The 14163-nt window shown below is 71.6% G+C and carries 9 protein-coding genes; 7 read left to right on the top strand and 2 right to left on the bottom strand.

Features of this window, described 5'->3' with window-relative positions; genetic code table 11:
* Position 1: 1 nt before the first annotated feature.
* Both ACQUQD_RS10855 and ACQUQD_RS10850 read right to left on the bottom strand, forming a co-directional pair.
* On the bottom strand, positions 2-640 hold the full coding sequence (locus tag ACQUQD_RS10855; RefSeq protein ID WP_428951842.1) for a hypothetical protein: 639 nt from the start codon (positions 638-640) through the stop codon (positions 2-4).
* A 219-nt stretch (positions 641-859) separates the two neighbouring features.
* Positions 860-3022, bottom strand: a complete 2163-nt coding sequence (locus ACQUQD_RS10850; RefSeq protein WP_428951841.1) for a RecQ family ATP-dependent DNA helicase — start codon at positions 3020-3022, stop codon at positions 860-862.
* 133 nt (positions 3023-3155) lie between these two features.
* Here ACQUQD_RS10850 and ACQUQD_RS10845 point away from each other — a divergent pair, with 133 nt between their 5' ends.
* The 7 genes from ACQUQD_RS10845 (at position 3156) to ACQUQD_RS10815 (ending at position 14091) form a co-directional block, all read left to right on the top strand.
* Positions 3156-4541: a DUF4192 domain-containing protein gene (locus ACQUQD_RS10845; RefSeq protein ID WP_428951840.1), complete on the top strand. Its 1386-nt coding sequence runs from the start codon at positions 3156-3158 to the stop codon at positions 4539-4541.
* Positions 4542-5089: 548 nt separating this feature from the next.
* The gene (locus ACQUQD_RS10840) at positions 5090-7051 is read left to right on the top strand and encodes a glycogen debranching N-terminal domain-containing protein (protein ID WP_428951839.1); all 1962 of its coding nucleotides are present in this window, start codon (positions 5090-5092) and stop codon (positions 7049-7051) included.
* 107 nt (positions 7052-7158) lie between these two features.
* Complete coding sequence (locus tag ACQUQD_RS10835; RefSeq protein ID WP_428951838.1) at positions 7159-7920, top strand: NUDIX hydrolase; 762 nt, start codon at positions 7159-7161, stop codon at positions 7918-7920.
* A 221-nt stretch (positions 7921-8141) separates the two neighbouring features.
* Positions 8142-10067 carry an ATP-binding cassette domain-containing protein gene (locus tag ACQUQD_RS10830; protein WP_428951837.1) on the top strand — a complete coding sequence of 642 codons (1926 nt, stop codon included), beginning with the start codon at positions 8142-8144 and terminating at the stop codon, positions 10065-10067.
* Positions 10068-10230: 163 nt separating this feature from the next.
* Positions 10231-11115, top strand: coding sequence for a FadR/GntR family transcriptional regulator (locus ACQUQD_RS10825; protein ID WP_428951836.1), 885 nt, complete (start codon positions 10231-10233; stop codon positions 11113-11115).
* A gap of 449 nt (positions 11116-11564) precedes the next feature.
* Positions 11565-13100 (top strand): RNA polymerase sigma factor, encoded by a 1536-nt coding sequence (locus ACQUQD_RS10820; protein WP_428951835.1) that lies wholly within the window; start codon positions 11565-11567, stop codon positions 13098-13100.
* A 160-nt stretch (positions 13101-13260) separates the two neighbouring features.
* A complete protein-coding gene (locus tag ACQUQD_RS10815; RefSeq protein ID WP_428951834.1) occupies positions 13261-14091 on the top strand; it encodes a S1 family peptidase in 831 nt (276 codons plus the stop codon).
* The last annotated feature ends 72 nt before the right edge of the window (positions 14092-14163 follow it).

The following is a 14163-nucleotide window of genomic DNA, read 5'->3' as shown; positions in this document are numbered from 1 at the left end:
TTCAGCGGGCCGCCGCCCGGCGGAGCATCTCCGTCGCGGCACCACTGGTCCGTGGCTCCCGCTGCTCGTCGCCGCCGAGCACCCCGGCCACGGAGCCCACACTCGGGCGCCGTCCACCCCGGCCCTCGCCGAGCACCTGCCAGCCGTCACGCGTCATCGTGATGTATGCCCCGCAGCGCAGGCCGTGCAGGGTGCAGGCGTCCCGCAGCCCCCACATCCAGGCCCCGTCCTCCTCCGTCCAACGAGCGTCTCCCTCACGGCAGTACAGCAGGACAGCGGTACGGACCGGAGTGCGGCGACGCAGGTCGTGCGGGATGACCCGGCGCAGCTGGGAGAGCAGCGCGTTGCGGAACGTCCAGCCGTCGGTGGCGCTCTCACGGCGGGTGAACGAGGCGCTGGCGTTCAGCCGTTCCTCCGGGTCGAGTACGGCCACCACGGCGGTCCGGGGCATCGGCCGGTGGCGGGTGTGCAGGCCGCTGACGACCTCGCGAGGATTGCGCAGCAGCGGAATTCCGGCTGCCGCCCACTCCGCGGGTTCCAGCAGCCTGGTCGGTCGGTTGACGGAATCGGCGGACCTCTCGGAGCGCATCGATGACGCGGACATCGACGCGGCCGAGGACGGAGCGAATCCGAAGGTCACGGTCCTCCCTTCGGCTACACGCCCACAGCGAGGGCGGGGTCTGACTGGGGGAGCGCACCGCGGCACAGCCCTTCCGGACCACTGGGGAGCCGCGCGGGGAGCTGTGCCAATTCTTCCTGTCGTACAGGCGCAGGGCAACGAGCAATCACGACCCGGGACCGGTATCCGGCGATGCGTCGCCAATATCCCTGCCCAAAGGTTGGGTCCTCGACGCGCGAATCAGCCCTGTACCGCCAGGACCAGCGGCAACACCCCTTCCGCGCCGGCCCGACGGAGCAGCCGAGCGGCCATGGCCAACGTCCATCCGGTCTCCGTGTAGTCGTCGACGAGCAGAACCGGGCCGCCCGCGCGCGCGAGTGCCTCGGTCAGCTCGTGCGGCAACGTCAACGTTCCCTCCAGGGCCCGGAGACGCTGTGCGCTGTTGCTGCGGGGGATGTGCGCGGTGTCGCTGCCCGGCGCGTATTCGATGGTGCCGAGGAGCGGCATACGGCCGACCTGGGCGATACCGGCCCCCAGCGACTGGATGAGCCGCGGCCGGGTGTGGGACGCCAGAGTGACCACGCCTACAGGGCGCGGCTGCGCGTCGGAGCCGGCGCTCGCCCAGCCGCCGGGCCCCTTGGCCCAGTCGGCGAGAACCTCCACGACGGCCCGGGCGACGTCGTCCGGCACCGGCCCGTCCGGTGCCTGTGGGGTGAGCATGGGCCGCAGCCGATTGCCCCAGCCGATGTCCGAGAGGCGGCCGAGCGCTCGTCCCGCGCCCGCCTGTTCGCCCGCCGGAATGCGTCCCTTCAGATCGATGCCCACGGCCGCGAGGCCGGTGGGCCACATCTTCCTCGGTTCCACCTCGACTCCGGGGCGCCCGAGTTCGCCTCGCGCCGAGGTCAGCGCGTCCGGTGAGACGGAGGCCTCGAACCGCGCCCCCGCGCAGTTGTCGCAGCGCCCGCACGGCGCTGCCGCCTCGTCGTCCAACTGACGGCGCAGGAACTCCATGCGGCAGTCGGTCGTCGTGACGTAGTCGCGCATCGCCTGCTGCTCGGCCTCCCGCTGTTTGGCGACCCACGCATAACGCTCGGTGTCGTACGTCCACGGCTGTCCGGTGGCGATCCAGCCGCCCTTCACCCGGTGCACCGCGCCGTCCACGTCCAGGACCTTGAGCATGATTTCCAGGCGCGAACGACGCAGCTCCACAAGAGGTTCGAGAGCCGGGAGCGAGAGCGGCTTCTCGGACTGCGCGAGCACGTCCAGGGTGCGCCGCACCTGCTCCTCCGGAGGGAACGCGAGCGAGGCGAAGTAGCGCCAGATCGCCTCGTCCTCCTTGCCGGGGAGCAGCAGCACCTCCGCGTGCTCGACGCCACGTCCCGCACGCCCCACCTGCTGGTAGTACGCGATCGGGGAGGAAGGGGAGCCGAGGTGGACGACGAACCCGAGGTCGGGTTTGTCGAAACCCATGCCGAGCGCGGAGGTGGCCACCAGAGCCTTCACCCGGTTCGCCAGGAGATCCTCCTCGGCCTGCTGCCGGTCCGCGTTCTCCGTCTTTCCCGTGTACGACGTCACGGTGTGGCCGCACTGACGCAGATACGCCGTGACCTCCTCGGCGGCGGCGACCGTGAGCGTGTAGATGATCCCCGAGCCCGGCAGCTCGTCGAGGTGGTCGGCCAGCCAGGCCAAACGGTGTGCGGCGTCGGGAAGTTGCAGCACACCGAGGCTCAGGCTCTCGCGATCGAGCGGCCCGCGCAGCACGAGGGCGTCCGAGCCGCCGCCGGTGCCGAGCTGGTCGGCGACGTCGGCCGTCACCCGCGCGTTGGCCGTCGCCGTCGTGGCCAGGACCGGCACGCCCTGGGGCAGATCGGCAAGCATGGTGCGCAGGCGTCGGTAGTCGGGGCGGAAGTCGTGACCCCAGTCCGAGATGCAGTGCGCTTCGTCGACGACGAGCAGGCCTGTGGCGGCGGCCAGTTGAGGCAGGACGTTGTCCCGGAAGTCGGGGTTGTTCAGGCGCTCGGGGCTGACCAGCAGCACGTCGACGTCGCCCGCCGCGACCTCGGCCCGGACGGCGTCCCACTCCTCCGTGTTCGACGAGTTGATGGTGCGGGCGCGGATGCCGGCGCGCTCGGCTGCCTCCACCTGGTTGCGCATCAGCGCGAGGAGCGGGGAGACGATGACGGTCGGGCCGCTGCCCCGCTCCCGCAGGAGTGCGGTCGCGACGAAGTACACCGCGGACTTTCCCCAGCCGGTGCGCTGCACGACGAGGGCACGTCTGTGCTCGGCGACCAGGGCCTCGATCGCACGCCACTGGTCCTCGCGCAGGCGGGCCGTGCCGCTCGGGTCGGACACCAGGCGGGCGAGTACGGCGTCGGCGGCCGTCCGGAGGTCTTCGTTGCTCATGCCCCCATGCAACCCGATGGGACTGACATCGCGCGAACGAAGGCTTCTGCCTGTGGACAACTCCTGTCGTGTCCCTGATCGGGGTTATCCACAGCCCAAAACGGAGTGTGCCGATCCGCGGCATGGTCCTCCCATGACGAATCACAGCAAGCCCGCCGGTGCGACCGGCGAGGCAAAGATCACCCTGCGCACGGCCGGTGAACTCGCCGAGGCGCTTCCGTATTTGCTCGGGTTCCGTCCGGACGACAGCGTCGTCCTGGTCGCCCTGCACAAGGGGCGATTCGGCGGCCGGGTGCGCATCGGCATCCCCGGGCGCGCCGAGGACTGGCCGTCGGTGGCGCAGCAGATGGCCCGCTGCCTGATCGGCGAGTGCGAGCTCAGGGACGGCCGGCCGGACAGCGTCGTCGCTTTCCTCTGCCAGGACGCGGCGGTCTCGGGCGCGGAACCCGCGCGGCGGGTGATGGAGCGGCTGCGCCCCCTCGCCCAGCTCCTGCGCACGGCGTGCGGCAGTTTGGACGTGCCGGTGACGGAAGCACTGTGCCTCTCGGACGGCAGGTACTGGTCCTACTGCTGCCCGCGCGCGGAGTGCTGCCCGCCGGAGGGCAACGTGATCGTCACCGACGGCACCTCCGTGATGGCGGCCACGGCGGCGTACGCGGGGATTCATGTACGCGCGTCTGCCCAGGAGGTGCGGGCACGACTGGCCCCGCTGGAGACGCGACTCGTCGTCGACCAGACCCGAGCCCTGGACGCGGCGGCCATGGACCTCGTGCCGAGGATCTTCGCCGGTGTCTCGCGCGAGGAGGTGGAGGGCGAGACCCTCGACCTGGCGCGCCGCGTCCTGCGCCGTCTCGCGGACGCCCCGTCGGAGGACGGAGTGCTGGATGCCGATCTCCGGGACGACGAGCTGTTGGCCCACGACGAGGCCGCGACGTTGATTCTCGGCCTCCAGGACCGGCTGACCAGGGACCGGGCGGCGGAGTGGATGGAAGGTGCGGAGGCCTCCTGCGCGCTTCGTCTGTGGAGGGCGCTGGCGCGTCGCTGCGTCGGCCCTTACGGAGAGCATGCCGCGGCGCCGTTGTCCCTCGCCGGCTGGGTCGCATGGTCGCTCGGTGACACCGCCGAGGCGGACCAGGCACTCGAGATGGCGCTCACTGCCGATCCGCGCTACGTGTTCGCCCAGCTCCTCAACGCGGCACGTGCCGACGGACTCGACCCGGAACCGGTACGTCGCTCACTGCGCGGAAAGCGGACCGAGCGGGAGACGGAGCCGACCGAGGTGAATGAAGAAGCTGCCGAGGGCGCGGAGGACGCCGGGAAGCTCGGGTCCTCGGGGCCGGCGCCCGTCGTGGATCCGGGGGTGTCCCGGGCGGCCCGCGGTCTGGAGGCCGCGCTGCGCCGCCGGGGCGAGCGCCGAGATCGGGCGGGGACCCGGCCGGCCCGAGCGGGAGCGCGAGCGCCACGGCGGCCTTCGGGACGGCGTCGCGTCGGAAGGCAGCGCACTAGGGACGACGGATGAGCAGGGCCGCGACGGCTTGTCGGTGGGGGAGTCGGTGGTTCGCCGCGCTGTGGCGTTACTTGGGACCGGGCGGCTCCGTTCACCTGAGAGGCGGTAGCGGCGGCCGGGCCGTGCCGTCGGCGCGTCCACCAGCCCGGCAGGATGCCGGCGCCTCGCGCGACCGTGCGCGAAAGGAGCCGCCCCATGCGGGAGTTCGAGCTGAGGCCGATCGTGGACCGGAGGCGTGGCCACCGGCCGGCCGACGCGGGCGGGCGCCGTCCCGGGCGCTCCGACCGGACGCATCGCCCCTGTGCGGCGTGGACTTCACGCGGAGCGCGGACCGCAGGCGGCCGAGGAGTGTCGGCGGTGCGCAGGCCGGTCGGCGTACGCCCGGCGTCCACGGGGAGGGGGCGGCGTTGACGGCGAACGCCCCACGGCGGCCCGTGTCGCCGCGCGACGGCGAGCTCGGTGCCCTCAGGGACACAAGCCCGCCGGAGCCTTCACGCCATCGGCCCCACCCGCTGCCGGGCCGCCCGACCGCCTCGTCGCCTTCGACGGGACCGGCCGCGATGCCCAGACGCTCCTTTGAACTCCCGCCCACCCACCGGTCATTGATCTGCGTGGCTCTGCCGGGACTCGCGATCTCCTCCGAGCACGGTCAACTGACGGCCGAGGGACTCGAAGGCTTCTATCGCGGCGGCAGACGGCTTCTGTCGCGTTGCCGGATCCGTGTGGCGGGACGAGAGCCGCTCGCCGTGCAGGCGCGCATGGTCTCGGCCGACCGCGCCCGTTTCGTGGGGACCGTGCGGGCGGCCCCCGACGCCGGACCGGACCCGGATGTTGTCGTGGAGCGGATCAGGCATGCCGACGGTACGGAACGCATCACGTTGCACAGTTCCGCGGCACGGCCCCTGCGGCTGCCCCTGGAAGTGGCACTCGGTACGGACCTGGCCGAACTCGGCGCGGTGGCGGCCGGCAACCCGGGCCGCGAACTGCCCGCGACGGTCCACGACTCCGGCATGCGGTGGTCGTCCCCGACGGGCAACACCGTGGTCACGGCGACGCCACCGCCCACGGATGCCCTGGCCTCCGCCGGCCTGCTGCGCTGGGAGTTCGACCTGCCACCCGGTGGGACGCGCACGGTGGAGCTGAGAGTTCGGGGGGACGGCACGGGGATCGGCAGAACCGCGGGACACACCGCGGTCCGCCCGCTCGCCGCGGCCCGGGCGCAAGGGGACGACCCGCGCGTGGGGCCCCTGCTGCGGACCTGCATCGATGACCTGCAGGCGCTCTTGGTGCGCGACCCCACGCATCCTTCGGACGTCTACCTGGCGGCGGGCGCGCCCTGGCGCTGCGGTCCGGCCCCCGCCGAGGCGCTGGCGGCCGCCAGGATGGCCCTGCCGCTGGGAACCCGCCTCGCGGGCAGCACGCTGCGAGCCTTGAGCCGTACACAAGTGACGCAACCAGGAAGGGATTTCGGGAGTCTGCCGGGGCCCATGCGGCACATGGGCGCGGGACTGCCCCCGAGCTCCACCGGCATCGAGGCCACCCTTCTGTTCCCCGTCCTGCTGGCGGAGGCGAGACGCTGGGGTCTCGCCGAGCCGGAGGTGACAGAGCTGCTTCCTGCCGCGGAGCGATGCCTGCGCTGGCTGCGCGCCGCCACCTATGAGGGTCCGTACGTTCCCGACCCCGGCCCGGGAGGGCCGCTGCGCTGCGAAACCCAGGCCCACGCGCATCGGGCAGCGGTCCTCGGCGCCGATCTGCTCGACGCGTACGGCAGACCCGGGGGCGCGGAGTTGCGGCAGTGGGCGAAGGAGCTGCGGCACCGGTTCCGGGAGGACTTCTGGGTCGACGACCGGGGCGGCGGCCGGCCGGCGGCGGCACGCACCGCGGACGGACGCCCGATCCCTCACCTGGGCAGCGGCGTCGCCCATCTGCTCGACACCGGTCTGCTCGGAGCGGGCTCGTGCGCGCCGGGCCTGCTGGACAAGGTGCAGACCGAGCAGCTCGCGCGCCTGCTCGGCGGCCCGGGCCTGGACTCGGGCTGGGGGCTGCGCACCCTGGGGGTGAAGGAGGTGTCGTACAACCCGTTCGGTCACCGCGCGGGTGCGGTGCGCGTGCAGGAGACAGCGGTGGCCGTCGCGGGTCTGGCCGTCGCAGGGTACGAGAAGGAGGCAGCGTCCCTGCTCGGCGGTGTCCTGGCCGCCGCAGAAGCCTTCGGGTACCGGCTGCCGGAGATGTACGCGGGGGAGCAGCGGGTCGAGGGAGGCGCCCCGCTGCCGCATCCCGCCGCCTGCAGGCCGGCTGCCGTCGCGGCAGCAGCGGGCGTGCACCTGCTGGCCACCCTCGCGGGCATCCGCCCGGACGTGCCCGCCGGGACGGTCACCTTGTCCCCGGTACGGGGCGCCCCGCTCGGCGAGATCGGGCTGACGGGGCTCCGAGTGGCCGAGCACACCTTTTCCGTACGGGTCAGCCGACTCGGCCTCGCCATGGTCGAGGAGGCCGCGGACGTCCTGCAGTTGGGGGTGTGACCGGCTTGGCAGGAGCCGGACCTGAGCCTGGGCGAGCCACTGCACGAAGAGGGGAAGCAACGAGCGAAGGGACTGTTTATCGTCAGGCAGACGACTATGATCGTTCCATGTCGCCCTACGACCCGTCGGCCTTCCCGCCCTTCGCTGTCACCGTCGACCTGGTCGTGCTGACCGTGCGCCGTCACGCGCTGTGTGCGTTGGCGGTGCGTCGCGGTGAACCGCCTTTTCAGGGGCGTTGGGCACTGCCCGGCGGGTTCGTGCGGGACGACGAGGATCTGACGGCGGCAGCCGCGCGGGAGCTGGCCGAGGAGACGGGGCTGTGCGCCCACGATCCGGCTGCGCCCGCGCAGGACAACGGCGCGCACCTGGAACAGCTGGGGACCTATGGCGACCCGAAGCGGGATCCTCGGATGCGTGTGGTGAGCGTCGCTCATCTGGCGCTTGCGCCCGACCTGCCCGCACCGCGCGCGGGCGGCGACGCGCACAGTGCCCGCTGGGCCCCGGTCGAGGCACTGCTCAACCAGAGCGGGTACGGGCGGGAGGGCGAGCAGGCCGCACCGCTCGCCTTCGACCACGCGCAGATCCTGGCGGACGGTGTCGAGCGGGCCCGATCGAAGATCGAGTACTCGTCGCTGGCCACGGCGTTCTGCCCGCCGGAGTTCACCGTCGGCGAGCTGCGCCGCGTCTACGAGGCGGTCTGGGGCGTCGCCCTCGACCCGCGCAACTTCCATCGCAAGGTGACCGGGACGCCGGGGTTCCTGGTGCCCACCGGGGGCACCACCACCCGCCAGGGCGGCCGGCCCGCCCAGCTCTTCCGCGCGGGCGGCGCCACACTGCTCAACCCGCCGATGCTGCGACCGGAAGTCTGACCAACTCACCTACGAGACCGGGCTGTTCCGGAACAGCCCGGAACGCGCAGGTCGTCGTCCGGCCTTTTCGACTCCGCTTTTGCGGATATCCACGCCCACACCCTGCCCGAAAAGCCGGAAATATCGCGTTATCTTGCTGAAGTACCCACGGGGGTCGGCCGCTGCCCGAGCGGCGGCCGGACCCCGGCCGCCGGGCGGTCGCCCATCCTGCGAGAGAAGCGATGATCCAGGCCATCGGACTGACCAGCAACGCCCGCAAGGGGAGCCCGCCCGCGGTCGACGACGTGTCCTTCGAGGCGCACGCGGGCCGTGTCACGGCACTGCTCGGTGCCCGAGGGGCCGGAAAGACGACCGCGGTCAGGCTCATGCTCGAACTCCAACAGGGGCGCGGCATCACCTGCTTCAGGGGCCGCCCCCTGCACCGCATCGCCCATCCCGCGCGTGAAGTGGGCGTCCTGCTGGGCGACGTACCGGGCCACCCGGGCCGAACGGTCCGTGGACAGCTGCGCATGCTCTGCACGGCGGCCGGAGTGCCCGTCCAGCGCGCCGACGAAGTACTGGAGGTCGTCGGGCTGGTGAGCCTGCGCGACGAGCGCCTGGGCACCCTGTCCCGCGGCATGGACCGCCGGCTCGGCCTCGCCTGCGCGCTGCTCGCGGACCCGCACACGCTGGTGCTCGACGGTCCCGCGGACGGACTGTCGACCCGCGAGAGCAAGTGGCTGCACGGCATTCTGCGCGCGCACGCGGGCCTCGGCGGCACGATCCTGTTCACCACGGACGACCCCAAGGAGGCGGCGCGGACCGCGGACCGCGTCGTCACCCTCGACGAGGGAAAGCTGATTGCGGACCAAGGGGTCGCCGACTTCGCGCGCACCCGACTGCGGCCCCGGGTCGCCGTGCGCAGCCCGCACGCCACGCGCCTCGGCGTCCTGCTGGCCAAGGAGGCCCGCACGGCCAAGCGCACCGTCGAAGTGGTACCGGAGGACGGCAGCCACCTCTCGGTGTACGGCAGTACCTGCGCGGACGTGGGGGAGACAGCGTTCCGGCACGGCATCCTCGTCCATCAACTCGCCGACGAGGTCGGGGACGCGGGACCCGCAGTGGCGCAGATCCTGCCCCCGGGCGACGGCATGGATGTTCCGGAAGCCCCACGCACCGGCGATTCCGCCACTGACGCGCAGGCATACGACTCCCAGGACGCCGACCTCCGCAATACCAAGGGCGCGACCAGCACGTTCGTGCCCCTCGCCGACACCACCCCCATGCCCACAGCCTCCGCGCACGTCACCGAGCGCACCGGGCGCGAGGGGAACGAGGCGTCCCGGCCTCCGGCTGCAGCCCTGCCCCCGCTGCCGCCCCCCATCACCGTCCGTCCCGCCCTCGGTCCGCTGCGCCCCCTGCGCTACGAACTGCGCCGCGCGACCGGCATCGCCACCGGATACATCACCGTCGCGCTCGTCCTCGCCGCCTCCGTGCTCCTCTCCGTACTGCTCGCACGCGCCGGACACACACCGCAGCCCCGCCTGCTCGCCGCCTGGCCGCGAGAACTGCCCCTGCCGCCCGCCGCCCTCGGCGCGGGACTGCTCGGGGCCTTCGCCTTCGGTGACGAGTTCCGTCACCCCGCCCTCGCCGCCGACCGTGGCACCGTCCCCCGACGCCTGGGACTTCTCGCCGCCAAACTGCTGGTCGGCGCGGCGACCGCCGTCCTCATGGCCGTCCTCGTCGTCGGCTGCGACGCCGCCCTGCTCCACCTCGTATACGGATCAGAGCTCACCCAAGTTCCCACCGACTGGCTGTCGCTGACGGCAAGTTGGTTCACGCTCGTCATCGCGTGCGCCTGGGCCGGCGTCCTCGCGTCCGGAGTGTTCCGGTCGACCGCGGCCGGCCTCGCGGCCGTCGTGGCCGTCCCTATCGTCATCGTTCCCCTCGTACAGAAGGCCGTCGAGGGTCCATCTGTGCGAACGGCCGCGGGGCTTCCCGTCAGGCTGCGCGATCTCGCTCTGGTGCACTGGCCGTTCGGCGCGGAGCGGTTCGTCGCGGCCGCAGTGCGGATGATCGCCCAACCTGTGGGCGGTGCGCTGATGTTGTCGCTCAGCGCTCTGCTCTGCACATATCTGTTCATGGTGCTGCGCCCCAGGGTGCGATGACGACCGTCCGGCGTCTTCTGGACCCCCGCTGTACGCAACTCCCCCTGGAACGCCCATTTCTTTCCGATAAGGCGTCAATTGCAGCGAGGGAGGAGATCACCCTTTCGTGTGCTTTTCACCAAAGACCTCAAGGGAGTTGGGAGCGGCGCCGACAACACATTCCGTGAGTACCCTTGCGCACACCATGATGACCGCCGCCCGCTCCGCCGACTCAGGCCTCGCCGGACCGGGCGAACTCGACCGCTACCCCTACGGGGAGTCGGCCGCCGATCGCATCGGCGCCCCCGTCTGGGACAGCACGGACCAGGACCTCGGCCGGGTGGGCCGACGTGCCGCGGGCAGCCGGGGGCGCGGACTGCACGGTCAACTCGTCCAGCAGTTGGGGCAGATGATCGTCTCCGGCGACCTGGGCGCCGACCGCCCCTTGGTGCCCGAGGAGATCGGCCAGCGTTTCGAGGTGTCCCGGACCGTCGTCCGTGAGTCCCTCCGCGTCCTGGAGGCCAAGGGCCTGGTCAGCGCCCGCCCGAACGTGGGCACGCGCGTGCGTCCGGTCAGCGACTGGAACCTGTTGGACCCCGACATCATCGAGTGGCGTGCCTTCGGGCCGCAGCGTGACGATCAGCGCCGGGAGCTGAGCGAGCTGCGCTGGACGATCGAGCCGCTCGCCGCGCGCCTCGCCGCCGGCCATGGCCGTGAGGACGTACAGCAGCGTCTTGCCGACATGGTCGAGATCATGGGGCACGCGCTCGCCCAGGGGGACTCGATCACGTTCTCCCGTGCCGACGCCGAATTGCACTCGCTGCTGATCCAGCTCGCCGGCAACCGCATGCTCGAGCACCTCTCCGGCATCGTCTCCGCGGCCCTTCAGGTCTCCGGTGGCCCCGTCACCGGTTGCGACCGGCCGAACGAGACGGCCGTCGCGCACCACGCGCGCATCGTCGACGCTCTCGCCGCCGGGGACAGCTCCGGCGCCGAGGCCGCCATGCGACAGCTGCTCGTGGTCCACCCCGAGGTGGAGCGCGTCGTGCCGGCGCCGCGCGAGCACTGATCGCGCCGAGGCCGTAGCGGAGCGAGGGAGTACGGACCTGATGTCGCCGGACGGCGCCGCCATGTGCCCTGTGCATGTGGAGACGGGCGCCTTTCGGCGACTCGGCCGTGCGGGTGCGGTCCGTTGCTCGTACGTGGCTGTCACTAGCGCGGGCGGCCACTGCCCGACGGGGTGACGTCATGGCATGACCGGCTCTGCCCGTATCCGTCAGTTTTTGACCGCTTACGGGGTGTGACTCGGGCCACGCGGATTGGGCGTAACGCTCCTCGGGGCAACGCGATGACCTAAGAGGTGACAGCCGAGGAGGGAATACAGCAGCCGTTCGTGGCGCTGTCCATCTCCCCGGCCCCCGCCCGCGCCGTCGGCCCATCCCCAAGTCGGCGGTCGTCGGCTCCGGTCCACACAGGACGGGGCCGGAAGCCGTTTTCCAACGTTCCGAGAGGTTGTTCGTGTCGGCCAGCACATCCCGTACGCTCCCGCCGGAGATCGCCGAGTCCGTCTCTGTCATGGCGCTCATTGAGCGGGGAAAGGCTGATGGCCAGATCGCCGGCGATGACGTGCGCCGTGCGTTCGAAGCCGACCAGATTCCGGCCACTCAGTGGAAGAACGTTCTGCGCAGCCTCAACCAGATCCTCGAGGAAGAGGGTGTGACGCTGATGGTCAGTGCCGCTGAGCCCAAGCGTCCCCGAAAGAGCGTTGCAGCCAAGAGTCCGGTCAAGCGCACCGCCACCAAGACTGTTGCGGCGAAGACGGTCACCGCCAAGAAGGTCGCCGCCACGACCGCTCCCGAGCCGACGGCCGCCGAGGCCGCCTCCGAGGAAGCCGCGCCGGCCAAGAAGGCGGCCGCCAAGAAGACAGTCGCCAAGAAGGCCACCGCCAAGAAGACGGTCGCCAAGAAGGCCACCGCCAAGAAGGCGGGCGGCAAGAAGGACGACGAGCTCCTCGAGGACGAGGCGACCGAGGAGACCCCCGCCACCGGCAAGGCCGGCGAGGAAGAGCCGACCGAGGGCCAGGGCTTCGTCCTGTCGGACGACGACGAGGACGACGCGCCCGCGCAGCAGGTCGCCGCCGCCGGTGCCACGGCCGACCCGGTCAAGGACTACCTCAAGCAGATCGGCAAGGTCCCGCTGCTCAACGCGGAGCAGGAGGTCGAGCTCGCCAAGCGCATCGAGGCCGGCCTGTTCGCCGAGGACAAGCTGGCCAACGCCGACAAGCTCGCCCCCAAGCTCAAGCGCGAGCTGGAGATCATCGCCGAGGATGGCCGCCGCGCCAAGAACCACCTCCTGGAGGCCAACCTCCGTCTGGTGGTCTCGCTGGCCAAGCGCTACACCGGCCGCGGCATGCTCTTCCTGGACCTCATCCAGGAGGGCAACCTCGGTCTGATCCGCGCGGTCGAGAAGTTCGACTACACCAAGGGCTACAAGTTCTCGACGTACGCCACCTGGTGGATCCGTCAGGCGATCACCCGCGCGATGGCCGACCAGGCCCGCACCATCCGTATTCCGGTGCACATGGTCGAGGTCATCAACAAGCTCGCGCGCGTGCAGCGCCAGATGCTCCAGGACCTGGGCCGCGAGCCCACCCCGGAGGAGCTGGCCAAGGAGCTCGACATGACCCCCGAGAAGGTCATCGAGGTCCAGAAGTACGGCCGTGAGCCCATCTCCCTGCACACCCCGCTGGGCGAGGACGGCGACAGCGAGTTCGGTGACCTCATCGAGGACTCCGAGGCCGTGGTCCCGGCCGACGCCGTCAGCTTCACGCTCCTCCAGGAGCAGCTGCACTCCGTGCTCGACACCCTGTCCGAGCGCGAGGCGGGCGTCGTCTCCATGCGGTTCGGTCTCACCGACGGTCAGCCGAAGACCCTCGACGAGATCGGCAAGGTGTACGGCGTGACGCGTGAGCGCATCCGCCAGATCGAGTCCAAGACGATGTCGAAGCTGCGCCACCCGTCGCGCTCGCAGGTCCTGCGCGACTACCTCGACTAGTCACTGCCGCTGTACGGCTCTCTGAAGGCCCGGCACGGCCCCGTTCGCGGGGCAGGCCGGGCCTTCGGCGTACGCGGCCGTGGGCGGATCCTCGCGGTGCACGGAGCGAACCGCTGAAACACTCTGGGTGTGCCTTAGCAACCCAGAGTGAGGAGACCGCATGCGACGTCCCTTCGCGAGAGCGCTGACCGCGCCGCTGGCCGCGCTGGCCACGGCAGCCGCGCTGCCCCTGGCCTCGTCCGCGCCCGCGGCCGCCGATGACGGCATCGTCGGCGGCAGTCAGGTCCACGTGTCCGACAGCCCATGGACGGTGGCGCTCGCCAGTCGTGACCGGTTCGGAGGTACGCGTGCCGGACAGTTCTGCGGGGGAGTGGTCGTCGCACGGTCGACGGTCGTCACCGCGGCGCACTGCCTGAGTGAGGACGTACTCGGAGCGCCGCGCGACGAAGTGCGCGACCTCAAGGTGATCGCCGGCAGAAACGACCTCCGCGCGGACGAGGGCGCCGAGATCCCGGTCCGGGGCGCGTGGGTCAACCCGGACTACGACGGCCGCACCAACTCGGGCGATGTGGCGGTCATCACACTGTCCACACCGCTGCCCGGGGGATACGTGATCCCGATGGCCGACGAGGGCGACCCCGCCTACCGGCCGGGGACGGGAGCCGCCGTCTACGGGTGGGGCGACACGACCGGTGCGGGGGACTACGCACGCACACTGCGCGCGGCACGGGTGCAGGTGCTCGCCGACTCCGTCTGTGAACAGGCCTACCCGGGCAGTTCGGACGGGAGGTATCTGCCGTCGTCGATGCTGTGCGCCGGTGAGCCGGACGGCGGCAAGGACGCCTGCCAGGGGGACAGCGGCGGCCCGCTGGTCGCCCAGGGGCGGCTCATCGGCCTCGTGTCGTGGGGCAGCGGCTGTGGACGTGCGGGGAGCCCCGGTGTCTACACCAGGGTCTCGGATGTCCTCAGGGTGCTGCGCCAGCACGGCTGACGGATACGAGGACGGGCGGCCCTCCCTGGGTGCAGGGAGGGCCGCCCGATGACCGGCCTGATGCCGGAGCTG

The organism is Streptomyces sp. cg35, from assembly GCF_050410835.1.
Lineage (GTDB): Bacteria > Actinomycetota > Actinomycetes > Streptomycetales > Streptomycetaceae > Streptomyces.
The sequence above is the reverse complement of the archived record's forward strand: the minus strand, read 5'-3'. Positions and strand labels throughout refer to the sequence as shown.

Excerpts from the sequence above, each read along its gene's own strand:
- ACQUQD_RS10840 (WP_428951839.1), top strand. The coding sequence starts at position 5,090 with ATGCCCAGACGCTCCTTTGAACTCCCGCCCACCCACCGGTCATTGATC.
- ACQUQD_RS10850 (WP_428951841.1), bottom strand. The coding sequence starts at position 3,022 with ATGAGCAACGAAGACCTCCGGACGGCCGCCGACGCCGTACTCGCCCGC.
- ACQUQD_RS10815 (WP_428951834.1), top strand. The coding sequence starts at position 13,261 with ATGCGACGTCCCTTCGCGAGAGCGCTGACCGCGCCGCTGGCCGCGCTG.
- ACQUQD_RS10845 (WP_428951840.1), top strand. The coding sequence starts at position 3,156 with ATGACGAATCACAGCAAGCCCGCCGGTGCGACCGGCGAGGCAAAGATC.
- ACQUQD_RS10835 (WP_428951838.1), top strand. The coding sequence starts at position 7,159 with ATGTCGCCCTACGACCCGTCGGCCTTCCCGCCCTTCGCTGTCACCGTC.
- ACQUQD_RS10830 (WP_428951837.1), top strand. The coding sequence starts at position 8,142 with ATGATCCAGGCCATCGGACTGACCAGCAACGCCCGCAAGGGGAGCCCG.